Origin of the sequence: Nitrosospira sp. Is2 (assembly GCF_033095785.1) — a bacterium.
Taxonomy (GTDB): Bacteria; Pseudomonadota; Gammaproteobacteria; order Burkholderiales; family Nitrosomonadaceae; genus Nitrosospira.
Genome location: NZ_CP137134.1, coordinates 3,378,482 through 3,402,560, shown reverse-complemented (window position 1 = coordinate 3,402,560; position 24,079 = coordinate 3,378,482). Strand labels below are relative to the sequence as shown.

Sequence of the window (24,079 nt, the reverse complement as noted above, 5' to 3'; positions counted from 1 at the left end):
GCCGGTATCACAACTCTGGGCCCCAGAAGTCCAGAAACCCGCTTCTAGAAACGTCCTTCTGTTCTCTAGCGCACAGCGACGCGAGAAAGGGTGTGCGAAGGTGGCGGACACGAAAACAGTAGAAACAACTCTCCTGCTGCATAGGCGAGGGGCCTAGGGGCCTTGGGCCTAGGGTCCGCGGGATCTACTTGTTATCTATCCAGTAATCCGTGGAGCCCGCCATGAAACAAAACGTCAGCGATTTTCTCGTCAGCCGCCTGTCGGAATGGGGCGTCAAGCGCATATTCGGCCTTCCCGGGGACGGCATCAATGGCATCATGGGCGCGATGGGACGCGCCCAGGACAAGCCTGAATTCATCCAGGTAAGGCACGAAGAAATGGCTGCGTTCATGGCCTGCGCGCACGCGAAGTTCACCGGCGAGGTCGGGATTTGCCTGGCCACGTCCGGGCCGGGTGCAATCCATCTGTTGAACGGACTGTACGACGCCAAGCTCGATCACCAGCCGGTGGTCGCCATTGTGGGTCAGCAGCAGCGCACGGCCCTTGGGGGCAGTTACCAGCAGGAAGTCGATCTTGTCTCACTGTTCAAGGATGTCGCGCACGAATACGTTCATATTGTGACCACGCCGGCGCAAATGAGGCATGTGCTGGATCAGGCCATCCGTATCGCGCGGGCGGAGCGGACCGTGTGTTGCGTGATCATCCCCAATGATCTTCAGGACATGGAGTTCGAAAATCCCCCCCACGAGCACGGTACGGTTCATTCCGGCGCGGGTTATAGCGCTCCGCGGGTGGTTCCTCAGCCCGAGGACTTGCAACGGGCAGCGGATGTGCTCAACGCCGGCTCGAAGGTTGCCATCCTGGTTGGCGCCGGTGCATTGGACGCGACCGATGAAGTTATTCAAGTCGCCGAGCTGCTGGGAGCCGGTATCGCGAAGGCCCTGCTGGGAAAAGCCGCAGTACCGGATAATCTGCCGTACGTGACGGGCGCGATCGGACAGCTGGGTACGAAGCCGAGCTACGAGATGATGATGGGATGCGATACGCTCCTGATGATCGGGTCGAGCTTTCCCTACTCTGAATTTCTTCCCGAGGAAGGGCAGGCACGAGGGGTGCAGATCGACGTTACCGGCCGCATGATGAGCATCCGCTACCCCATGGAGGTGAATCTGGTGGGTGATAGCGCCGAAACATTGAAGCTGCTGATTCCACTCCTGACACGAAAGGAAGATCGCGAGTGGCGCAAGCGCCTTGAACGAAGTATCGCGGAATGGTGGCAAACGGTGGAGGCGAGGGCGCTGGAGCCGGCTGATCCGATTAATCCGCAGCGGGTCTTCCTGGAGTTGTCGCGCCGCCTGCCGGACAACTGCATCCTGTGCGGCGACTCCGGTTCTTCCACCTACTGGTATGCCCGTGACGTGAGGCTTCGCCGCGGAATGATGGCTTCGCTCTCAGGCGGACTCGCTACCATGGGATCGGGCGTCCCCTACGCGATTGCGGCGAAATTTGCTCATCCCGACAGGGTAGTGGTTGCCATGGTGGGGGATGGCGCGATGCAAATGAACGGTCTGAACGAACTTATCACGATAGGCAAGTACTGGCGGCGCTGGAGCGATCCGCGTCTGATCATACTTGTGCTGAATAACCGCGACCTGAATCTGGTGACGTGGGAACAGCGCGCAACAGAAGGCGATCCGAAATTCGACGAGGCGCAGAATCTTCCGGATTTCCCCTACGCGGACTACGCAAAACTGATCGGCCTGCATGGTATTCGCGTCGATCGGCCCGATGATCTTGCAGCTGCCTGGGACTTCGCCTTTATCGCGGATCGTCCGGTAGTGCTGGAGGCGTGTACAGATCCGAACGTGCCTCCGCTGCCACCTCACATCACGCTGGAACAGGCGAGAGCGTACGCATCGGCCATCATGCGTGGCGACTCGAACTCCGCCGAGATTATCAGAGCCACTGTGAAGCAGCTTTTTGCGTAATGGGGGATGGTACGTTGCGCGGCGCCAGGATCTCCCGCTGGCAATCGCTTTTTGGGCGAAGCATTACATTAAATTGACTTATAACGCGCTAAGCTCGTGACGCGAAAATCGAAAGTACCGGCCAATCTTTTTTAGAGCAATACCACCGAGAGCTCCCGAACGCCATGGTGCCACCGCGCCCTTCAGTTTGCCAGCCCCAACTCGGCCGTGAATTCATTCGTGAAGATTTGCCGCACGACGGCATTTTCCATAAGGGTATGGCGAGCGGCAAGCCATTGGTCAACAGCCTCGCCGCCATAACGGTTTCGCACCCGCTCCGGCGTGAGGAAGGCGTTATATTTCCCCCAGTGAAGCGTAAAGGGAATGCCGGCCGCATCAAGCTCGTTCCAGACCGTATTATAGAACTCGCGGGTTTCAGGAGTATTCACCGCATCCATCTCCATCACCGCCGTTGTATCGAAACGGGTGAAGCCCAACAGCGCTTTCGTGCCTTTAACAAAACGATGGGACAGGATGAGTGGCAGAACCAGCCTGGAACGTTTGTATAGATCGAATGCAATCTCCATCGCCTCGACTGCCCTTGCCACGGGTAGTCCGACGCCGCAGGCCAGGGTTTTGCCCAGGGTCTTTTCGCCGCGAAAGAGGTCGCGGATAATTGCTTTCTTGAAATAGGGCGCGAATTCCTGGTTTACCTGGCTGTTGAGCAAGGGCACGGCTACCTTATTGAGAGGGCTGGGGATGCGCCCCACCAACGCCCCCATCACGTCCAGCCCCGAAGCACCCAGGCCAGGCTCGCCGGTATTCCAGGGTGGAGGAACGTATGAGGCGGGGTCGTAGGCGGTTTCGTACATGACGAGAACGATCGCCTTGTCAGGCGGCGTTCCCTCGTTGGGATTGTAGAAGATTTCAAAATGGTAGGGCTTGTCTCTGGGAATATCGTGCGCCTCTGCCGGGAGGGGGATAAGGGTCGGATCGCATGCGGCGATCGCTGCCTTGAGCGTTGCATCGTAGGGATGCCGGAAGCGGATTGCGTTGAGCGCGAAAAGATCGCGCGTCTCGATCATGATGCCGTGAACGATTCCAAACGAGCCCAGACTTACCAGCGCGGCGTTGAACAGGATGTCGTCCCGGATGAATTCCGCGCCGATGCTCTCGGGAAAATCAGGACTCATGACAGGATAGCTCTTGCGCTCCAGATAGACATTGCGGTTGGGACCGGTGAGCAGATGCAAACCGACAACCATCTCCTGCATGGCTCCAAAGTTGAAGGCGCCGCCATGGGTACCGGTTGAAACCGCGCCCGCCAATGTCTGCCCATTGTTGGATCCGCAACCCTTGATGGACAGGTTGGCGGCAAAGAGATAATCATTCAGCGCCGCGACCGAGTTGCCACATTCAACGAAACGCAATTTCACGGGATCGCCGGCATAAGCCCGATTCGTCAGGTTCCCGGGGACCTCAAACGCCAGCCGCAGCGCCACGTTGTCGATGAGACGGCCCGCGGTAACCGCAACCGTGCTCAGCGACCACAGCGCACCGTGCGCCCGAAGTGACCTGCCATCGTTTACGCAGGCCTGGATGATGCCCTGCAGTTCCTTCGTCGCCGAATTATATGTTTCAAAAGGTGCCTTGCCGCCCCGGTCGATGTCAAAGACATATTCCCCGTCGATTACCTGCTCGTAGGACTCATGCCTCCCCGTTTCCAAATGGCGCCGCACGAAGGAGCTTCGTGCGCCCCCCGCGCGCCCGGGTTCGCTTCCATTTCCGTCTGGCATAACCGGTTTCCTTTATCCGCTCAGCAGCGTTTACAGGCGCTCACGATATCCCGCGTGACCTTTTTCGCGCTCCGGGCAGGATCCCCGGCCTTGTCGGCGGCGCTTTGCAACGGAAACGCACCTGGGTCGGCATCCATAATCCCAGCGTGACAACACCGACGTAATCGTGCAGCCACGTGCGGAAGACAACCACGTCGTTAATGCCCTGACCGTGACACTCGGCTGAAAGAACCTGGGGATGGAGCAGAAGCCCCCAGAAAAAGGCATGCATGGTTTTGGACTGGTACTCGGCGGTTTGGCCCTCGGTTCGGATCGGGTCGGAATCCGGGACGGTGACGTGATAAGTGGCGCAGCCGGGCAATATGAGAAGTGCGGTCAGGCATGCGACCACCCAACCGGACCGAACATATCCTTTTGTGGCAACGGCTTCGTCATTCCCAAATTTCATACCACGCTCCTTAGGGTTTTGTTCGTGGAGGGGATCCATTTTGTGGCGCAGGCGCATTCCCCGTGGCGTAGCTGTTCTGCCTTGGGGGCTGGCCATTAATGGTATAGATGGGGCATGGCTGAGAAGAGCCTGGCGCTGCCAGCGAGCGTGTTGATGTGATCTTGACCAGACGCCGTGCCGGTGGACTCGACGGCGTTCCGGGGCCGGCGTTTTCGGCCAGGCTGGGCGGATCGCAGACTTCGTAGCCATTGAATTTGTGAAGAAGCGTCTCGCGAGGCATATAACTCCCGGGAAACTGGAACCCGTAAGGGTTATTAAACCCGGCTCCATTATTCATAGGTGGCGGCATGGGCAGGATAATGACCGGTCTGCCTGCCAAATTCCCCTGTTGCCCATATTGTCCATATAAATGATTGCCGTAAGGGGAGGCGGGATAGGGCGGTGCGGGCGGGAACTGACCAAGCGGTACTGGCGACCCATGCATGAGGGGGCTCCCCCCCATCATACCCGACGGGAACTCACCTGTGATTCCGGAACTCGCAAAAGAATCCGGTTCCTGAGCAGATGCCTGGCTGGAATGAGCCAGACCTATCAAAAACAGCAGTGCGAAACCTTTGATCACGATGTCGCTGTCAACCGAATTCGAGTGAAAAGGAAGGACAAATACGATGCAATCATATACTGATCCTATTTATAGCACTCGTGTGGAAATATTCAATTCTTCCTGTGCCTGCGGTGAGACCGTTACGACCGACATAAAGAGAAATAAATAGGCATCAAAGTTGAACCCTCATGGCTGTAGACAGTAAAATTTCGAGTAACGCGGGAATTACCCGGCAGTGGTGTCGCCGTTGTCCGTATAAATTTTCCTATAAAACCTGTTGACATTCGGTAGTAACGCTGTACAATACGAATCCATATGGTGGATTGTTGTGCACGTAGTTAACATATTCGGCGACATGACAGGAATCCACCAACAAAGATAAGCAGAGACCAAACCCGCGCGAGCGGGTTTTTTATTGCGCGTTCGTCCCGGTTTCGCGTCCTTCATATGACCCGGCTCTTCTGGCTCGGCGGGTATACGTAACGGTAAATAAAGTTAATGGTAGCTATCAAAACCCGCCTTGAGCGGGTTTTTTTGTTTCTACCGTGCTGCACAGGCGAACGCCTGCCAGCTAAGGCATGCGGTTCCCGCAAGCATGCATGGGCAGGTTTTTTTACGCAAGGCAATTACTACCCACCCATTAAATCAAATGATCAGTCCAGCAATCACAGCAATAATCATCGCAGTGCTGGCGGCCCTGGCGTTTGTCGGAGGCTTCGCGGTAAGCGACTGGCGGTCGACGGCAGAGATACGCCGGCTCAATTCGGATAACGCCATGTTATCCGCCTCGAACAATAAATGCGCAGAGGATATTCAGTCGGTGCGCACTGCGATGGATGCGTTAATCGCAACTTCGGCAACAAGAGAGAAAAATGCCGCCACAGCGATGCGGAACGCGGGCGCGTCAGCGGCAAAACATGTCCGCAGGGCAAAAGATATACGCTCACTCGCTCCTGTGGCGCCCCAGTACCATTGTGAATCCATTGCACGAGAGCAGGCAGACTATATACGTACCCGCCGCCAGAATGACTAGCGCAGGTGTGCGACCCGCGCATCAACTCCGTGATGCTTGTTTTCCTGCTTATCTGTGAGATTTGAAAATGACACCTGAAACTCGCCCGATCTTGATACCCGTCGTTGTGATTCCCGTTCTATTGGCCAGCCTGTTAAGCGGTTGTGCCGGCAAGCCAATCATCCGAACCGAAGTCGTGGAAAAACCGGTCGCCGTGCCTTGCGCTGTGCGGACGCCGCCAGAGTGCAAGTCGCGGTATGCAACGGACCGGCTTTCGGTAAAGGACGATGCCTTGCTCATCAACAGGGCGTTGCGCGCCGAAATAGAGGAACGATGGGCTTGCGAAATCAAGCTGCTGGCAGCGGTCAGAGGATGTAGCAAGGGGATGCAATCCATGCCCGAGACTGAACATAGCGGACTATGAGCGGAACGGAAAGTGACGCGGCAGCGAAAGGTCTATCAAGGAATTCCACAAGCACGGCCAGCACGTCATCAGGCCGAAAAGGCGCTCCGACAATAAAAACACCGGAACTACTGGAGGCAATCCTTGCCGGGATTTCTCTCGGCAAATCGGCACGCACAATGTGCGTCGAAGTTGGTATCAGCCAAAGGGTGTTATGGAACTGGCTGGCAAACGACCAGGAACTCATGCGCAATTACCTGCGGGCAAAGGAATTATGCGTGGACGCCTATGCGGAGGAGATCATCGAGATTTCGGATGACGGATCGCGAGATGTCCATATCGACGAGAAGGGACGGGAAGTCGTCAACCGCGACGTAATTGCCCGCGCGCAATTGCGGATCGATGCGCGCAAGTGGTACGCGGCGAGGCTGGCCCCCAAGAAATATGGGGATAAATTGCCCGTGACGCACGAAGCCGCTGATGCAAGGAAGCCCGTTATGCACAGCGTCGAGGTGACTTTCGTAGCACCGGCGGAGTCCGGCACGAACCCGGAGCCCCTGAAGCCGTGACCACCCTCATTTATCCTTCGTTTCGCCGTGGCCGTGCATAAAGCAGAGTTTCCTGAAAAACTGAGGTTCCTGTTCCATCCCGCGCGTTACAAGGTTTTATACGGCGGACGAGGCGGCGCAAAAAGCTGGGGCGCCGCCAGAGCATTACTGATACAGGCCGCAGCGACCCCGCTGCGCATCCTGTGCGCGCGGGAGTATCAAAATTCGATTGTCGAATCCGTGCATCATTTGTTGCAGGCCCAGATCAGTGCGCTCGACCTGGCCTCGTTCTACGAGGTGCAGAACAGCATGATCCGAGGGGCCAATGGCTCGGAATTCGTGTTCGCCGGATTGCGCAACAATGTCGCTAAAATCAAGTCGTTCGAGGGTGTAGACCGGGTATGGGTGGAAGAAGCACAAACGGTGAGCAAGTCGAGCTGGGATACGCTCATTCCAACCATCCGAAGGGAACGCTCGGAAATCTGGGTTACATATAACCCGGAACTCGAAACCGACGAGACTCACCAGCGCTTCGTCGTACACCCACCCGCTGGGGCTGCAGTGGTAAAGATCAACTGGAATGACAACCCGTGGTTTCCCGATACCCTGCGGCGGGAAAAAGACGAACTCAAGGGTCGCGATCCCGATGCGTATCAGAACATATGGGAAGGGAATTGCCGGGTAGCGCTTGACGGCGCAGTCTACGCGAGGGAACTCCGGCAGACCCAAGCGGAAGGGCGCATCCGAAGCGTGCCTCATGATGCGGCGAAGGCCGTTCACACGTTCTTTGACCTGGGCTGGGCGGATAACACCAGCATATGGTTTGCCCAGACGGTCGGGAACGAGCTCAGGCTGATCGATTATTACAGCAACAACCAGATGCCGATACAGCATTACATCGGAATACTGCAAAACAAGGGCTATATGTACGGGACAGACTGGCTGCCGCACGACGCCAAGGCAAAGACGCTGGCGACAGGGCGAAGCATAGAGGAAATCATGCATGCGGCCGGACGCAAGGTGAGGATCGTGCCGAACCTTTCGGTTTCAGATGGAATAAACGCAGCGAGAACCGTGCTGAACCGTTGTTATTTTGACGAACAGAAATGCGCCGAGGGCCTGCAGAGCCTGAGGCATTACCGCTATGAGGTGGACAGTGACACGAAACAGTTTAGCGGGCGCCCATTGCACGATTATCACAGTCACGCAGCCGATGCTTTCCGCTACTTTGCGCTTTCTATTGAAGAGGACCGGCCGGTGGCTAGCGCCCGCGGCGTCCGCATGACCGGATGGCGTGCCTGATGGGAGCGCCCATTACCAGGAACATATCGGTCGAGGCCTATGACGGCATCTGCCGGGATATTCGCGAGCAACCCAAGTGGCGCCCGGATGCGGATACCGACTGCGATTATTACGATGGCGCACAAATCAGCGCCGAAGTCATGCAGCGGCTGAAGAATGCCGGCATTCCGCAGCAGGATTCGAATCTGATCAAGCCAACGGTTAACGCAGTGCTGGGATTGGAAGCCAGAAGCCGGACCGATTATCGCATCTCGTCCGATGACGAGAGCCAGGCCGAGATAGCGCAGGCGCTCTCCGCGAAGATCAAGGAAGTGGAGACTGAATCGCGCGCAGACCGCGCCATGTCTGATGCCTATTCGAGCATGATGCGCTCCGGCATCGGCTGGGTCGAGGTGTCGCGGGAGTTTGATCCGCTAAAGTACCCGTACCGGGTGCGCGAGGTACACCGCAACGATATCTACTGGGACTGGACCTCGCGTGAACCGGACCTGTCTGATGCGCGCTACCTCCGCCGGGACAAATGGGTGGATAGGGTCCAGGCGGCGATGATGTTCCCGGAGCAGTCCGCGCTGGTGGAAAACACGTGGAACGGGTGGGCAAAAACCGACGTTTACGACGGCACCGATACTCACATGGTGCGGGCATTTGAGGTCGAGCAGGCCTGGGGGCGCACGCACGAAGACTACCTGAACCGCAATGCGGGCATGGTGCGGCTTTCGGAATTATGGTATCGGCATTATGAGGAAGGATATGTGCTCGCCCTTCCGGACGGAAACATGCTGGAATATCGCGAGGATAATCCCTACCATGTGGCGGCGTTGACGCAGGGCTTGGTGCAGGCGCAAAAAACGTTATTGCAAAGGGTCCGGGTTTCGATCTGGCTGGGACCTCACAAGCTCATGGATGCACCTTCTCCCTTTCCGCACGGGAATTTTCCCTACATCCCCTTCTGGTGCTTCCGCAAGGACAGGAGCCGCGCCCCTTACGGCCTGATTCGGGACATGCGCGGACCCCAGGATCAGATTATCGATCTGGACATTTTGCTCTACGAGATCCTCAACTCGGTCAAGGTGGAGATCGATAACGACGCGCTGGATTTAAGCCAGAACACCTACCAGGAAGTGGCGCAGAACATCAGCAGCCTGCGTTCCATGACGGTATTGAATGCGAACCGCCGCAATGCGAACGGATTCAGGGTAACGCGCGAACATGCGCTCGCATCTCAGGTGTTTCAGCTTGTTCAAGAGCGCAAGCGACGCATTGAAGAGGTCGGTGGCGTTTACCGCGCCATGCTGGGAGCGTCGACAGACGCCTCCAGCGGGATCGCCATCAGCAATCTGGTTGAGCAGGGCTCGACCGTGCTGGCCGAGCCGAACGACAATTTCCGCTACGGGCGGCGCCTGGTCGGGCAACAGCTCCTGGCTATTCTCATTGCTGACCTGGCGGGCAAAACTTCCGCTATCGCCGTTAACCAGGGCGCTGGCCGGAAGCTGGTGTACTTCAACCGGCGAGTAATCACGGATGCCGGCCCCGAACTGGAGAACGACGTTACAACCGCCCAGGTCAAGGTGTTGCTGGAAGACATTCCGGCCACCCCCAGCTTCAGGGCGCAACAGCTGCAGGCGTTCAGCCAGGTGGTCCAGTCGGCCCCTCCGGCTTACCAAAAGGTCCTGTATCCGGCCATGCTCGAGCTGTCTGATGTACCCAATCGGCATGAGCTGGCAAACCAGTTGCGGCAAGTCGCTGGCATAGGCGTTGGACCCAGCGGACAGGAACCGCAAAAGCAGTGACGCGGAACGGAAAGGCAATCACAAACTAACGGGATGGCTACGCAATGATTCGATTACTGTATGACACGACTATTGGCGGCGTGAGGTTCGGGCAGGGCGCACTTGTCGAACTTGATTCGGCAATGGAGGATGGGCTGATAGCGGAAGGCGACGCTACCAGGGCAATAAATTTTTCATCGATTGGCGTGCTCCCGGTGCGCATCGCTCAATCGTTCGCGCCGGTAATACGCAGTTCGGATAATGCCACAGATACCGGTTGGGTCATCCTTGCCTCCATCATTGTTCCGGCAGGAACGATGGGGGCGAACAGCAAGCTAGTCATTGTAAGCGACTGGACTTACACAAGCTCGGCGAGCGTTAAAACACTCGCCATGGATTGGGGAGGCAGTAACGTGTCAGGGCCGGCTTATACAACCACGGCGGGTACGAAGCTCATGATGGAAATTTTTAACGCCAATAGCCTGACCGCGCAAAGGATACTCAACACGTCCACCTTCGCGACTACCCCGTCGGCTCACACATCGACATTCAAAGATACAACCGCAAATGTCGCGATCGATCTCAAAGTGAGATGGAGCGCAAACATTGCGAATGAGAATATTACTCTGCTCGGCTATTCAATCTGGCATTACCCGGGGGTCTGATGGATTATCCAGTTATCAACGGCCGCAGTGAATCTTACCCGACACGGCATTATGGGGGGCATTACACGGGCGGATCAGTCATGACGTTTTGCGAGAACGCAGATTTGCTTGTACCTGATGCAAAGGTACGGGGAATGCCAAACTCGCCCGTAACCGTGTTATCTGAAAATCCGATTTCCGTCGCGCCCGAGTTTTTTGGAATGCACGCCAACAGGCGCGCATTTGATCGGCTGCCGGGAATCATGCTCAAGACCGTGCGGGGGCATGACCTCCAAAACGGGAAGGGACGCTGGAGATTCATCGAAACGAGCGACAATACGTGGACTTTCACCGATCTGGATGCGTGGGTCAATACCCATTACGACGCGGGAAGGGACCTGCTTTTCACGCTTTATGGCACGCCGACGTGGGCATCTGCAAGGCCCACCGAAATAGGGGCTTACGGGCCGGGCAATCCCGGTACCCAGGCCGAACCGGCGGACATGACAAAGTGGGACCGGTTTTGTGCCAAGATCGCTTCCCGGTACCGGGGAAAGATCAAGTACTACGAGGTCTGGAACGAGCCCAACATGTATAACGACGGCACCGCTCCTATCCCGGGAACTACTTTTTTCTTTTCCGGCACCTTCGCCAAGCTGGCTGAAATAGTGCGACGCGCGAACATAGCGATCAAGGCGGTGGATCCCACCGCAAAGATCGTGAGCCCCGCTGTCACGAACTGGGCAGCAAAGGCAGGGCAGAGCGCCGAAACCTACTTTACTGGAATGATGGCGGCCCCGACAGGTGACGGTTCGACAACCATGAAGGATTGGGTGGACATCGTTGGCGTGCACCTCTACCTGTCATCTGGCAACAGCACAGCGGATCTGGCGGGGATGATTGACCGGGTCAACGCAGCCAAGGCAGCGGCGGGCGTGTCGTCAATGGAAACATGGGATACCGAGAGCGCACCTATTGCGCCCAATGCATCCGCACTAAGTGATGACCAGCTCGACCGCTACCTGACACGATTCATGGTCACCGCAGCGGCGAAGGGCATTGCGAGGACAATGTACTATCAGTGGGACAATGACGTGATGGGATTTCGCGAAAGAATAAATATCGGCGGTCGTTGGAACGCGCTGCGTGAGCTGCTTCTTAGCGGCTCAATACTTTCCGCCTCCAAGTTGTTCGATGGAAGATTGATCTACAGGACCAGCACAGGAACCACCATCGTCTAGAAGCGTTATCTCTCACTGATCAGGCCGCTCTCGAGCGGCTTTTTTTATTCCAGATTCAGTTGTACCGATTTGGGTGCCACTGAAAACGGGGACGCGCTCACGGCGAGACCGCAGTTTTATCAATCCTGCTTCGGCAGGCCCGCTCACTGGGTAAAGCAGTAGGAGGAATGATGGAAGTCGAACAGCTTACGGATGAACAAATCGCAAACCTGACGCGGGAACAGATCGAGATGCTCGAGAACGATCCCCATCAGCTCGTTAAGATTCTCGGCGTAACGAACTTATCAGGAGAAACCCGCAGAAAAAAACCTGAACGGGAAGAAGACGGCAGCGAGCCCGACAACACCAGCAGCCCCACAGATGAGCTTGACCCTGTCGTGCTGAACAAGAGCGGAAAGGGAGTTATTCCTTACGAGAAACACAAGCAGTTGAGGGTGGAGAATTCAGCGCTACGCGAGCAGTTAGAGACCGCACAAACGAGTCTCGAAGAGCTTCTGAAGCAGAAGGACGAGGCGAAAGGGGCTGACATTGCCGTAGCGGATGATGCAATTACAAAGCATCTTGAAGCACTGAAACGGGATATGCCCGAACTCCACCAGGTAATCAGTGCTGTGCTTGAAGGGAGCCGAAAGCAGGGCGAGAAGCTGGAAAAAACGCTTGAAGAATTTAAACGCGAAAAGGAGGAATCCGAACGGGCGAGTGAATCAAGCGTAGCCGAGCAGGTTGCCGAAGCGAAGGACAATAACCCCGATCTGGTGCACTGGGAGATCAACGATCCGGAAGCCTGGGACGAAGCCTTGAAGCAGGATGAAATTCTGCGGACCAATAGCAAGTGGATAAACAAGCCCTACGCTGAACGGTTCGATGAAGTCGTCCGTCGCGTCAGAGCGGTTATGCCCGAAGCTTCGGCACCAAAGAAAGCAGCCGATCCGGAAAAGCTTAAAGCGGATGCGAAAGCAAAGCTTGATGCTGCTCCGGTGAGGAAACCCACAACCCTATCGGATATCCAGGGCGGAGCCAATCCAGCCTCTGAGCGGGAGCGACTGGAGAATTTGAGTCCGTTTGAATTGACTCAAAAGCTCATGAAGATGCCCCCGCATCAGTCGGCAGCCCTGAGAGCCGAACTTGAATAAGGATTTTTGCAATGGCTGAAACAAGCATATCAAGCGGTAGTTCCCTCGCAATAAAACATTACAGTGCCGCCCTCTTCGCCAATACGCTGAGGGGCGCCACGGCAATGGAAAACCTCGTGGGACCGGTCGAGCCCACCTCGGCAATGCAGAACATCGCGGGTCAGACACAACCCGGCATGCCGGTGGTCCGGATCGATAATCTGATGAAAGGCGCGGGTGATGCCGTCTCGCTGGATCTGGTCGATACCATCGGCGGTGAGCCATTGATGGGCGATGTCAACCGGGAAGGCCGGGGCAGTGCGCTCTCGTTCTCTTCAATGGAAATCAAGATCGATCTGTCGAGCAAGGTGATCGATGCTGGTGGATCGATGTCGCAGCAACGTACCAAGCATCAACTGCGTGAGATCGCCCTCGCACAACTGTCCGGCTATTTCCCGAGACTGAGCGCGCAAACCGCGCTGGTGCATCTGGCGGGCGCCCGTGGATCACAGACGGGAAGCGATTGGGTGATTCCGCTGCAGTCCGCGACAAACTTCTCCTCGGTGATGGTGAATCCGGTCAAGGCGCCGACCTATAACCGCCATTATGTGGTCAATGGCGCCAATCTGACGCAAGGTGGGCAGCAGCTCGGGTCTATCGTTTCTACCGACGCCCTGAAGCTGGCGCATCTGGATCTTCTCCGCAAGAAGATCGACGACATGGACCAGCCCCTGCAGGCGGTAAAGCTGGCCGGGGACCGGGCAGCCCAGACCTCGAAAATGTGGGTCTTCCTTGCCACGCCCAACCAGTATTCCATTCTTCTGTCGGAAGGCTCGCTACGCGCGTTTCAGCAAAATGCGGTTAATCGCGCCGCTTATCTCGACACCCGCCATCCGCTGTTCGCGGGCGAGGTCGGAATGTGGAATGGCATTCTTGTAATCAAGAATGAGCGCGCCATCCGCTTTTTGCCCGGGGAGTCCACCAAAATCGTCACGGCCGTCAATGCCGCCACTGCGACCGAAACCGACCAGGTTATTAACGCCGCGCTGGCCTCCGGGTTCGCGGTGGAACGCGGCTTGCTGCTCGGGGCACAAGCGCTCGGCGTTGCGTACGGCAGGACCAAGGTCAGTGGCATGCAGTATGGCTGGAAAGAGCACTGGTACAACTTCGAAAGCAATCTGGAAGTCATGGGCGAGGTGGTGTATGGGCACATGAAGACCCGCTTTTCGACGGACGATGGTACCGGTTCCAGGGTTCCCACTGACTTTGGCGTTATCGCGATTGATTCCGCCGTGCCGCTCTGATCCATATAATCGGCTGTTATTTAGATTTAATAATCAACTTTAATTGATAATCTTAAGTTGATCATTTTTAAGGAGTTTAAATGGCTACGCATAGCGCACCAGATTTGAATACCAAACCCTTGCCCATGGGCGGATATGGCAATGCGGCACTGGTTTATGGATCGGTTACACCCACCTCAGGCGCCGTGGCAAGCGTTTACCGCCCGGTCAGGATTCCGGCGGGCATGACCGTCACCGGGCTCAAGATCAACAATGATGACCTGGATGCGGGCGGAACCTTATTCGCGGTAAAAATCGGCTACACACCGGTTAGCGCTGCGGATGGACCTGTGGGCGATGACGACTACTTCTCGCCTGCAACGACGATTCTTTCCGCACCCAACCTTACCGACCTGCGTTTCCCGCCACTCAAGTTCGAGAAAGATGTGTACGTGGACCTCACCGTCACCGTTGCGGCGACAACGTTTGTCGGAGGCACGATCACGGCAATCGTTACGGGAGATGCCACCGGCGTCAAATAGCAGGCAGGCATCGCGGCTCAGCGCGATCAAACGGGTGACCTCCGCCGAAAGGCGCGTCGCCCTTTTTTATGGAGTCAGAGAATGCCGCAAGTGAAATATATAGGGTCAAGCGTCAAGACGGACAGCATCAGCGGAATCGGGCTTCGCTGGGAGCCCGGCCAGGTACGTAATGTGACGGCAGAGGTGGCCGAACGGCTGCTCGCGTTTACCGATACCTGGGTACGAGAGCAGGCCGGGAAAGCACTTGATGTTGAACCGGTCGGGTTGGCGGAGGCAGAAAAACCAGTTGAAGAACCGCTCCCCGTCATCGACTTTCACGCCATGGATAAGACGGCATTGGTTGAGTTTGCCGAGGATAAGTATAACGAACGGCTGGATAAGCGACTGAGCGAAGAGACGATCCGGCACAAGGTCATCACCCTGTTCACTAAACACGAGATGGCTGACTGATGCCTTTTACCTGTCAATCAGTCGTGGACCTGGCCCGAATACCGCTTAACGATGCAGACCAGGCGCGGTACCCGGACAGCACCCTGCTGCTCTTTGTCAATCATGCCCTGCTGCAGATTCTCAAGCGTCGGCCCGATCTGTTCATAGGGCAGTTCGGCAACCCGCTTCATGGGCAGAACGGCCTGGCCGACGCCTTTCCTCTTCCCGCGGAATACGTTCAAACAATAGCGGATTACGTAACGGCAAGGGCCGAGATGACCGACGACGAGCACGTGAACTCGGGACGCGCAGGCGTATTCATGCAACTTTTTGACGCGGAGGCTCAGCCGTGAAGCTGTGGAGCGATCTATATGATCTGGTGACGCCGGATTTGCCGGGTTGTGCATTCGCAGCGGTGAACAGCGCCTTGCGACAGTCAGCCATTGTTTTCTGCGCGCAGTCTTTGGCGTGGCAGGAAGAGCATCCGCCGGTTGCGGTACAGGCGGAAACCGCGGAGTACGCTTTTATCCCGCCCACTGGGGCCGCAGTGCACGCGATAACGTATGCCCGGTTCAATGGGAAGGAAATAAGTCCGCATACGGGTGAACTCAATTTTACAACCAGAGATTGGCGCAATCAAACGGGGACACCCGAATACGTACTGGGTGGGCCCACATCATTGCGACTGGTACCCGAGCCTGACGCCGGAGGAACGCTGACCATCACCGTGGCGTTGAAGCCGTCCGCGTCTTCCGCAGGCATCGACGAGCACCTGTTCAACGAATATCGGGAAGCGATCGTTCATGGAGCCCTGGCGCGCCTGATGCTGTCCCCAAAGAAGCCTTATACCAATACGCAACTCGCGCAATATCATCAGCAGCAATTCTTGATCCAGACAGCGATGGCAGGAACGCGGGCGGCAAGGAATTTCACCCGCGGCCCGTTACGAACCGCCATCCTGAGAAGAGGATAGCGCCATGGGGCTTCGGTTTTCAAATTTTGGCAAAGCGGTCGTCGCCTCGGCCCCCAACGGAACAGCCGGGCTGAGCTTCACGGTAGAGGCGGGGAAAGGGCTTCTTTTTCCGGCGCTCGGGGCGGGGGATTATTTTTACGGAATTTTCAAGGACGCTTCAGGCAACCGGGAAATCGTGAGGATCGAGGCGCGCAGCAGCGATAGCCTCACCATTGCGCCGAGCGGGCGCGGGCTGGACGGCACCGCGGCCAGAACCTGGGCGGCGGGAGATTATTTTGTCGCCGGTTTAACGAATGCCGCGCTGCAGGAGTCGCTATCAAATCCGGCCCTGATTGCGTTAGGGGCCCTGCCATCGTCTGCTGGCAAGTTGCCATATTTTACCGGCAACGCCACGGCGGCGCTCACGGAACTGACCCCATTTATCCGGACCCTGCTTGACGATGCGGATGCGGCATCGGCACGGTTGACGTTGGGGGTGCCGACAGCGGTTGCCGCTCTCATACCATCCGGTACGGTCATGTCCTTTTTCCAGGCTGCCGCCCCGGTTGGCTGGACACAGATCACAACGCATCACAACAAGGCGTTGCGGGTAGTTGGTGGTGCTGGCGGCGGTTCCGGCGGCTCAGTGTCCTTTACGGCTGCATTCACCTCCCAGCCTATAACTGGCTCTAACGATCCAACAACGCTAAGTGCGTCTCAGATACCCGCACATACACACCCCGTTGCTGGATATGGCGACGAGACTGGGTCGGGGAAAGTCACAGTGGGAGCCGGGGCCTTCGTGTCCAATATTGATACTTTGACCAATACGGGTGGTGGTGGATCTCATACTCATACGTTTATCGGGACTCCCATTAACCTTGCAGTGCAGTACGTAGACATGATTATAGCGAGCAAAGATTAATGAGAACTTGTGTAGCTGACTGCCCCCTTGGGGCCAAGTGCGAAGAGGTCAAGATGGAATACGGGAAACCGGTTCTCTATCGTTGCCCCTGGTATGTGCAGATTCGAGGCGTGGATACGAATACCGGTCAAGAGACAGGGACCTGGGGTTGCGCCATCACCTGGATGCCCACCCTGATGATCAACACGGCAAACGAGTCGCGTAAAAGCGTTGCCGCTATCGAATCATTCCGCAATGAGATGGTTAAGCAAGGCGCACAGACACAACAGATGCTGCTGGTGGCGGCACGACCCCCAAACCGGGAACAAGACGGTAAAACCCTGGAACAGGCCCAGATATGCGAGTAACGATCATTCGAGATGACGGTGTTGTCGGAGTGGACGGCGTATTCAGACGGGTTGACCTGTCGACGTTGCCTGCGCGAATTCGCGCGCTGCAATGGAATGGCGTAAGCGGCCATGTCGAGTACGACCATGGTGCAAACACAACTTTGCATGATCTGGCGGCCTTCCAGACGTTCGTCGAGCTGTGGAATGCGGCTGCGCCGCAACCGCCCGTTCCTCCCGGCGCTCGGCAGATGACAGCCGCCGCGTTCGCGAGAATCGATAGCGCCTATGAGGCGGCTGTCAAGGCGATGACCAAAAGTTACCCTGGCGACGAAGTCGGGAGTTGGCCGCAGCAGGAGGCGGAAGCCCGAGCCTGGTTAATGGATTCAAGGGCCAGCACGCCCTGGATCGACGCAGCAGCCACCGGGCGGGGAATTGACAAGGCCGCGCTGATCGACAAGATCATCACGAAAGCATCGCTGTTCACGCCGGCGCATGGTCAACTCACGGGCAAACGGCAAAAACTGCGCGATGAAATTATCGCGCTCGGCGACAACCCGACCCAACAGCAATTGGACGCGATTCAGTGGTGACCAGACCAACCATGCTTCATACGGCTCAAACGCGGCGTTGCCGTGTTTTTTTTTGCAACGACTTAATGGTTTTTATTCAAACATATTACTTCGGAGAAATCATCATGACCATGTACCAGCGCAAACGCATTCAGTTGATCAAGGAAGCGATAGATAAAAAAAACGCGGCAGCCGATGCCGACGTGGACAGTTTGCTCGAGCGCTTCATAGCGTCGAAATGGACCGCTGCCATATCGATTGCCGTTTTATCGGCCGCTGCCCTGTTTGCGGTTTTCGCCCTGTGGAATCTGTTCTGATCATGGCCCCCGACGATAGCGAGCAACGGCCTGAGAGGCGTCGCGGCCCTTCCACGTATACGCTGTCCTTTGGAGGAATTATCGCCGTAGCAGGTCTTGCGGCATCGGGGGTGGCGACATATAACTCCGTGCAAAACGACATCGCAAGCCTGAAACGAGGAGAACTGTACCAGGAAAGAACAAATGAGCGCCTGAGCGATGAGATGAAATCGCTCAGAATCGAGCAGCGCGAAACCATGAGGGAGTTCAACGAGAAGCTCGACAGGATCATCGATCAGTGGCCCCGGGGGAGGAAGCCATGAGGTATCTCCTCGGAGCCGTGTTTCTCGCCTCATGCACCACGCTAACGCCTTCAGCGATGGACAACGCATCAATCGAACAGCACGCGCCTGCTTCTACGCCTGCGCCACCGGTTTCCGAAAGCGAGCAGGAAGCCCGCAAGCCGAAACCCAAGGCGTCGTTGCCCACGCCGGCGCCCGAGGTATCGTCTTGCGCCAACCTGAAGATGCCAGACCTCAAAGAAACAATAAGGGCAAAGCTCGACTGTATTTCAGAAAACGCCAAATGATGTTCATGCACCGCTGCGGCGAGACGCTGAACATGAAGGAGCGCTCAAGTGATTAAACCATCGATTACAGAATCACGGTCCGCATTGGCGGCGCTGGCGCTCGCCGCCTCAACACTGGTCGGGATTGCCCTGCATGAAGGTTATAAGGAACAAGCCTATATCCCGGTGCCGGGCGACCTACCCACCATCGGGTTTGGCACAACCTCCGGCGTCCGAATGGGTGACAGAACAACACCGGAGCGTTCCCTTGTCCGTTTGCTTGGCGAAGTCGAGGATGTTTATGCTGCAGGCGTTAAAAATTGCGTAACCGTGCCTCTCTACCCGCATGAGTTCGAGGCGTTTGTAAGGTTGGCCTATAACATTGGTGTGCCGACATTTTGCCGCAAGGCCAAGCCTGGAACGCCGGCCAATCTGATCGACCTGATCAATGCTGAAAAGTATGCGGAGGCCTGCGCGCGCATCGAGGCGTTCAAGTATGGGCCGGGAAGAAAAGTATTGCCCGGTCTTGTCAAGCGTCGAGCTGAAGAGCGGGCAATTTGCGAAGGAAAAAAATCCGGCGAACCTGCAATAGCAGTGTCCCGGAATTAGGATCTGGCCAAAGTGAGCGCTTTCAGAATCTCAGGTTTTTCCGGCTTGGTGCCAAGACTGGCAAAGCAGTTGCTGGCGCCTTATCAAGCACAGGTCGCGACGAATTGCGATCTTACGTCCGGCGATTTGCGCGCTAGAAGCGGCCCCAAAGCGGTGTTCGCTCCCGTCATCAACAATGACATCGTTTCCATGTTTCGCATGGAAAAAGACGGCAACGAAAAGTGGCTGGCATGGGACAGGGATGTTGACGTGGCACGCTCTCCCGTCGCGGGGAATACATCGCGGCGCTTTTACTATACCGGAGACGGCGAACCGCGCGTCTCGGACTACGAAACCGCGACCCGGGGCACGGGGCCTTATCCTTCGGGTTGTTTTGTGTTGGGCGTCACGCCGCCACTTAAAGCGCCTGCAATATCCATATCCGGCGGAGCGGGAGCAGTGGTAACGCGTGCCTACGTGTGCACTTTTGTCACGCCATGGGGTGAGGAGTCGAAACCTTCCCCGGCTGCTACCGCGACGGCGAACGCCGATGCGGCATGGATGCTTTCCAATCTTGATACGGCCCCGCCCAATAGCGGGACGGTGACGGGGGCAAGCCGAAACACGCCGCTGCCGGGACATGTCGAGGTCATGCTGGACAGCGTTTTTGGCCTGCGGGCGCATGAGGAAATCACGTTTGCATCGGTTTCAGGCATGACAGACCTGAATTCCACCTTTGCGATTCATAGCGTCAACGCGGGCACCAACAAGATCGTGGTGCCGCTTTCGACCACACAAAACTATATCGCAGGCGGGACGTGGGCACGCAAGGCTCCGCATAACACCCACGGGATGATCAAGCGGATATACCGCACGCTCTCCACGTCGGAAGCCACCGAGTATCACTATGTCGCTACGATTCCGGCAATCGCCACTGCCTATACCGATACGGCGAGCGACGAAGACGTCGCCTTGGGAGAAATTCTTCCTTCTGCCAACTGGGAGATGCCACCGGCCGACCTGAAAGGCATTCTGATTTTGCCAAATGGAGTCGCCGCGGGGTTTTCAGGCAACGAAGTCCATTTTTCCGAGCCCTTCAAGCCATACGCATGGCCGACAGCTTATCGCCAGACTTACGACCAGGACATAGTCGCCATCGGCTTCACAGGCACCACCCTGGTCGGGATGACACAGGGGAACCCCTTCACCATTACCGGGGTGGAGCCGGTGACAATGGGTGGGGGCATGGAAAAGCTTGGCGTGGCGTGGCCGTGCATGGCCAAGCGCGGTGTGGCGAGCTTTGCCTTCGGAGTGGGCTACCCCGCGCCGCAGGGGATGGTCATCATCGGAGCGAGCAGCGACATCGTCACCAACGACCTTTTCACCCAGAAGGAATGGTCGGAATTGAACCCGCGGACCTTTATCGCCGCTTCCGCCGATAACCGGTATTACTGCGGGTATACCATCGACGACAGTTCACTCATGTTTGTGATCGACAAGACCGAGAGCGCCTCTTTTATCCGGATCAATCAGCGCATCAGCTGTATATGGACGGACCCGGCCACGGGCAGGCTGTATGTGGCAGCGGAGAAGAAAATTTACGAATGGGAAGGTGACGCGGGAAGCAAACTTTCCTACGAGTGGAAGAGCAAAAAGTTCGTTACCACACCGCCGGTGAATTATGGCGCGGCCAAGATAGATGCCGACTTCGATATGTCGGAGGCGGAATTGGCAGCGACACAAGCTGCCCATGACTCAGCCATTGCCGCTAATCGGGCAGTAATCACCCAACGAGGCATGGATGATGGGCTGGCTGATCCAGGCTTGGGTGAATACGCCATTGGAGGCGATGCGATGGATGAAATTCCGCCCTTGATTGCCGACTCCCTGCAATTCCAGCTCTGGGCCGATGGCGCGTTGAAATTCACCAAGAAGGTCAACAACAACCGAGCCTTCCGGCTTCCTGCCGGCTATAAGGCGGATAACGTGGAAATCGTGTTATCAGGCAATGTGAAGGTTACGGGCGCCGTACTGGCTGAGACGATGGATGGGCTAAAGCAGGCGTAGCGGGCGTAGGAGTATTGCATTTAAAGAATTGGAAGCGTGAGCCGCCAGCTTGCTGAGCGGCTTTTTTTATGGCTATCAGAAGGAGAACCAAATGGCGAAATACGCTCATGCAGATGTGTTGGACGGAGGTCTAAACGCAATACAGAATAATGCGACCCAAATGCTGCTGCTCAAGGCCTACTCCCCCGCGGACAATTACACCACCGTTAGCGGGAACGCGATCTGCACCGTCACCATGGCCGTTGCCGACTACACCCTGTCCGGGCCCGACGGAGCAGCGCGCGTTCTCACCGTTGCGGCCAAGAGCGGAACCGCATCCGCAAACTCCGGTCCTGCGCCGGACTTGCATATCGCTTTTACGAACGGCGCAAACAAAGTACTGATGGTGACAGATGAGACATCTGACCAGGTAGTGACGAGCGGCAACACCATCAACTTTCCTAACCTCACCTACACCAGCAACCAGCCGGCCTAGAGAACCTCATAGACCTCGCGCTACAGCCGGGGGCACCAGGCAACAGTGCGGCGATACCGGGTTGAGCTGGCAAAAAAGAGGATTTTACACAATGGCACTCATAAAAACGGCGAGAACACTCGTTTCGACCGCTTCAAATGCGGCAGGGGCCGCGACACGCGGCAGGCTCAACATGAATCTGGCGCAGGGCGGCGGGTTTTTGACAATCAAGATGACGAATGGCGTCACCGGGCCTGCGGTGCAATGTGTGTGCAATATTCTTGTCGCTCACAGTTCCACCTTACCTGCCGCGGCTTCGGCGGGAGCAGACTGGAAAATAATTGCATCGTATGGCGGTGGCACCATGCCCAACGCCACGACCGAGGTTGGCATCCCGATTGATCCGGCCATCATGTGTCTCGAAGTGGAATTCACCGGCAACACGGGCCAGGCGGTGACGGTCGAGGCATATCTAAGCGAACTGACCATGGCGGTTTAAGTGGCGCTATCGCTATCGCAGAGGTTTTTAAAACAGCCTCAGCATGCAGCGCCGCTGGATCCCAATCACCCGCTGTTCAAGGACATTGTATTCGCGTATTCCGCAGGGCGGGGGTTGCTTGACGGGAAGCATCCCGGCAAATCAGGGTCTTTTGCCGGGACGATGCTATATGGATATGGCGCAAACGGGAAACACGTCCGGACCGGCGCGGCGAACAGCCATCTGGCCTTCCCGAATATCGACGATTACAACGTGCTGGGCGAGGTCACGGCAGTTGCACTTATTCGTCAGGCTAGCGCAACCTCGCAAGGGTCAATCGTCCATAAGGCCGAGACATCCGGTGGAACGAACACGCCATTCGGGCTTCTGGTCGAATCCACCGGCGCGATATCGTTTAACAGATCCAACGCAGGCGGCAGCACACCCTTCCGCGTCTGGGCCAGTGCCGCCACCCTGGCGGTCAATCAACTAGCGGTGATCGCGGCCACGCAGGGCGGCGAAATATCCGTTCCGCCAAAATTCTTTATTGATGGCGGCTTCGATAGCGGAACCCCAACCGGGTTATACGGCGGCACCGGGACTGGCGCGCCGACGCCGACGTCCGTATCGCTGAAACTCGGCAACCGCACCGACAATTTTTCTCGTTTCAGTGGCGAGATATACGATGTCATCATCCTGAAAAGGGTGCTTTCCGCATCAGAGATTGCGGATCTGTCGAGAAACGTATGGGCAATTTGGCAAGCGCCTTCCAGACGGTTATGGGTTATTGCCGCGGAAACCAACCTAACCGGCACAGCCTTTGGGCAGAGCAATAGCGCGGGGCTTGGCAATATTGCCCAGGTGCACGGGCTTCGCGCCCCGGCCTCGACACAGGCAAATCCGAGCGGCGCAGATGCGATCACCTTGAGCATGGTCATTGACCTAGCGCGCGCTGAAATCATTCATGGAAATTCCGCCGGCACCGCGGGAGTTACCCAGAATCACTTTCTGCCGGCTGTGCCCATTGCCGCCCCCGTTCAGCATGCTATCTGGGCCACCGAGGCAGTCACGCAAAAACATGTTGCTGCTGCCGCCAGCGCTAAGCAAGAAAATGAGAGCAGCGGCGGCAAAATTGCGCGCGGCATCGGCAATTTTGTCCCTCAGCCGGCCATCCAGCAGAACGCCGATGGAGCAGGGTCCGTCAGCCAGACTCACATTCTGTCCGGCATTGCCACCTTCGCTCAGCACGGCATCCGGGTGGCCGAGGCAATCACGCAAAACCATATTGCTGCTGGCGCCAGCGCTACGCAAGAAAACGAGAGCAGCACCGGCAAAATTGCGCGCGGCATCGGCAATTTTGTTCCTCAGCCGGCCATCCAGCAGAACGCTAACGGAGCAGGATCTGTCAGCCAGACTCACATTCTGTCCGGTACGGCCGCAAGCCAGTTAAATAACGCCGCCGACGCGTCGCTTGGAGGCGAACGCATCATCGAGACGGAGCTGCTCACGCGCATCGCTTCAGCCCCTGTTGCGTCCGTCAAGAAACCAGGCATACCCGTCGGAACCCCGATGTGGCTGAAAACAACAATGGAAATTTTGACCGGGCGGCGCGGAAATCGCGTGGAAGTGCCCAAGTTCCAGGAATTGACTTTTTCCGCCGTTCCCACCAAAGGGGAGTGCGAGGCGTTATACCGCTATATCAATGCCGTCCGGCACTCACTGGAGCAGATCATTAAAAGATTGGACAGCTAAA

At 56.8% G+C, this 24,079-nt stretch carries 27 protein-coding genes; 25 read left to right on the top strand and 2 right to left on the bottom strand.

Translation table 11 applies throughout. The features are described from left to right. Positions 1–221: 221 nt before the first annotated feature. Positions 222–1,988: a thiamine pyrophosphate-requiring protein gene (locus R5L00_RS14955; protein ID WP_317652573.1), complete on the top strand. Its 1,767-nt coding sequence runs from the start codon at positions 222–224 to the stop codon at positions 1,986–1,988. A gap of 182 nt (positions 1,989–2,170) precedes the next feature. Here R5L00_RS14955 and R5L00_RS14950 read toward each other — a convergent pair whose 3' ends face one another. Beyond that, on the bottom strand, positions 2,171–3,763 hold the full coding sequence (locus tag R5L00_RS14950; protein ID WP_317652572.1) for an FAD-binding protein: 1,593 nt from the start codon (positions 3,761–3,763) through the stop codon (positions 2,171–2,173). Between the two features lie 40 nt (positions 3,764–3,803). Beyond that, positions 3,804–4,211 (bottom strand): Bor/Iss family lipoprotein, encoded by a 408-nt coding sequence (locus tag R5L00_RS14945; protein WP_107693049.1) that lies wholly within the window; start codon positions 4,209–4,211, stop codon positions 3,804–3,806. Between the two features lie 1,253 nt (positions 4,212–5,464). Between R5L00_RS14945 and R5L00_RS14940 the strand changes: the two genes are divergently transcribed. From R5L00_RS14940 to R5L00_RS14825, 24 genes are all read left to right on the top strand, one after another. Continuing rightward, complete coding sequence (locus tag R5L00_RS14940) at positions 5,465–5,848, top strand: hypothetical protein (RefSeq protein WP_317652571.1); 384 nt, start codon at positions 5,465–5,467, stop codon at positions 5,846–5,848. A gap of 67 nt (positions 5,849–5,915) precedes the next feature. Beyond that, a complete protein-coding gene (locus tag R5L00_RS14935) occupies positions 5,916–6,251 on the top strand; it encodes a hypothetical protein (protein ID WP_317652570.1) in 336 nt (111 codons plus the stop codon). Beyond that, positions 6,248–6,799: a hypothetical protein gene (locus tag R5L00_RS14930; protein ID WP_107693053.1), complete on the top strand. Its 552-nt coding sequence runs from the start codon at positions 6,248–6,250 to the stop codon at positions 6,797–6,799. The genes R5L00_RS14935 and R5L00_RS14930 overlap by 4 nt, the downstream gene beginning before the upstream one ends. Positions 6,800–6,832: 33 nt before the next feature. Beyond that, positions 6,833–8,080, top strand: a complete 1,248-nt coding sequence (locus tag R5L00_RS14925; RefSeq protein ID WP_317652569.1) for a PBSX family phage terminase large subunit — start codon at positions 6,833–6,835, stop codon at positions 8,078–8,080. Further along, on the top strand, positions 8,080–9,870 hold the full coding sequence (locus R5L00_RS14920; protein WP_317652568.1) for a phage portal protein: 1,791 nt from the start codon (positions 8,080–8,082) through the stop codon (positions 9,868–9,870). Before R5L00_RS14925 ends, R5L00_RS14920 begins: the two co-directional genes overlap by 1 nt. Before the next feature lie 44 nt (positions 9,871–9,914). After that, positions 9,915–10,514, top strand: coding sequence for a hypothetical protein (locus R5L00_RS14915; RefSeq protein ID WP_107693056.1), 600 nt, complete (start codon positions 9,915–9,917; stop codon positions 10,512–10,514). Further along, positions 10,514–11,734, top strand: a complete 1,221-nt coding sequence (locus R5L00_RS14910) for a hypothetical protein (protein ID WP_317652567.1) — start codon at positions 10,514–10,516, stop codon at positions 11,732–11,734. The genes R5L00_RS14915 and R5L00_RS14910 overlap by 1 nt, the downstream gene beginning before the upstream one ends. Positions 11,735–11,901: 167 nt before the next feature. Continuing rightward, positions 11,902–12,867, top strand: a complete 966-nt coding sequence (locus R5L00_RS14905; RefSeq protein WP_317652566.1) for a hypothetical protein — start codon at positions 11,902–11,904, stop codon at positions 12,865–12,867. Between the two features lie 11 nt (positions 12,868–12,878). Next, on the top strand, positions 12,879–14,150 hold the full coding sequence (locus R5L00_RS14900) for a DUF4043 family protein (RefSeq protein ID WP_317652565.1): 1,272 nt from the start codon (positions 12,879–12,881) through the stop codon (positions 14,148–14,150). Positions 14,151–14,230: 80 nt separating this feature from the next. Then, a complete protein-coding gene (locus R5L00_RS14895; protein ID WP_107693060.1) occupies positions 14,231–14,671 on the top strand; it encodes a hypothetical protein in 441 nt (146 codons plus the stop codon). A gap of 81 nt (positions 14,672–14,752) precedes the next feature. Continuing rightward, a complete protein-coding gene (locus R5L00_RS14890; RefSeq protein ID WP_107693061.1) occupies positions 14,753–15,121 on the top strand; it encodes a hypothetical protein in 369 nt (122 codons plus the stop codon). After that, positions 15,121–15,453, top strand: coding sequence for a DUF6682 family protein (locus R5L00_RS14885; RefSeq protein ID WP_107693062.1), 333 nt, complete (start codon positions 15,121–15,123; stop codon positions 15,451–15,453). The genes R5L00_RS14890 and R5L00_RS14885 overlap by 1 nt, the downstream gene beginning before the upstream one ends. Continuing rightward, positions 15,450–16,073: a hypothetical protein gene (locus R5L00_RS14880; protein ID WP_107693063.1), complete on the top strand. Its 624-nt coding sequence runs from the start codon at positions 15,450–15,452 to the stop codon at positions 16,071–16,073. Before R5L00_RS14885 ends, R5L00_RS14880 begins: the two co-directional genes overlap by 4 nt. Positions 16,074–16,077: 4 nt before the next feature. Next, positions 16,078–16,977, top strand: coding sequence for a hypothetical protein (locus R5L00_RS14875; protein ID WP_317652564.1), 900 nt, complete (start codon positions 16,078–16,080; stop codon positions 16,975–16,977). Continuing rightward, positions 16,977–17,324, top strand: coding sequence for a hypothetical protein (locus tag R5L00_RS14870; RefSeq protein WP_258192566.1), 348 nt, complete (start codon positions 16,977–16,979; stop codon positions 17,322–17,324). Before R5L00_RS14875 ends, R5L00_RS14870 begins: the two co-directional genes overlap by 1 nt. Beyond that, entirely contained in the window at positions 17,315–17,896 is a 582-nt protein-coding gene (locus R5L00_RS14865) for a hypothetical protein (RefSeq protein ID WP_317652562.1), read from the top strand. Before R5L00_RS14870 ends, R5L00_RS14865 begins: the two co-directional genes overlap by 10 nt. A 104-nt stretch (positions 17,897–18,000) precedes the next feature. Continuing rightward, positions 18,001–18,192 carry a hypothetical protein gene (locus R5L00_RS14860; protein ID WP_317652561.1) on the top strand — a complete coding sequence of 64 codons (192 nt, stop codon included), beginning with the start codon at positions 18,001–18,003 and terminating at the stop codon, positions 18,190–18,192. A gap of 2 nt (positions 18,193–18,194) precedes the next feature. Next, positions 18,195–18,494, top strand: coding sequence for a hypothetical protein (locus R5L00_RS14855; protein ID WP_317652560.1), 300 nt, complete (start codon positions 18,195–18,197; stop codon positions 18,492–18,494). Further along, positions 18,491–18,760 carry a hypothetical protein gene (locus tag R5L00_RS14850; RefSeq protein WP_107693067.1) on the top strand — a complete coding sequence of 90 codons (270 nt, stop codon included), beginning with the start codon at positions 18,491–18,493 and terminating at the stop codon, positions 18,758–18,760. Before R5L00_RS14855 ends, R5L00_RS14850 begins: the two co-directional genes overlap by 4 nt. Before the next feature lie 48 nt (positions 18,761–18,808). Continuing rightward, the gene (locus R5L00_RS14845; protein WP_317652559.1) at positions 18,809–19,348 is read left to right on the top strand and encodes a glycoside hydrolase family protein; all 540 of its coding nucleotides are present in this window, start codon (positions 18,809–18,811) and stop codon (positions 19,346–19,348) included. A gap of 12 nt (positions 19,349–19,360) precedes the next feature. Continuing rightward, positions 19,361–21,394: a hypothetical protein gene (locus R5L00_RS14840; RefSeq protein WP_317652558.1), complete on the top strand. Its 2,034-nt coding sequence runs from the start codon at positions 19,361–19,363 to the stop codon at positions 21,392–21,394. A 91-nt stretch (positions 21,395–21,485) separates the two neighbouring features. Further along, complete coding sequence (locus tag R5L00_RS14835; protein ID WP_317652557.1) at positions 21,486–21,869, top strand: hypothetical protein; 384 nt, start codon at positions 21,486–21,488, stop codon at positions 21,867–21,869. A 91-nt stretch (positions 21,870–21,960) separates the two neighbouring features. Continuing rightward, a complete protein-coding gene (locus R5L00_RS14830; protein WP_107693070.1) occupies positions 21,961–22,347 on the top strand; it encodes a hypothetical protein in 387 nt (128 codons plus the stop codon). Then, complete coding sequence (locus tag R5L00_RS14825) at positions 22,348–24,078, top strand: LamG-like jellyroll fold domain-containing protein (protein WP_317652556.1); 1,731 nt, start codon at positions 22,348–22,350, stop codon at positions 24,076–24,078. Position 24,079: the final 1 nt, after the last annotated feature.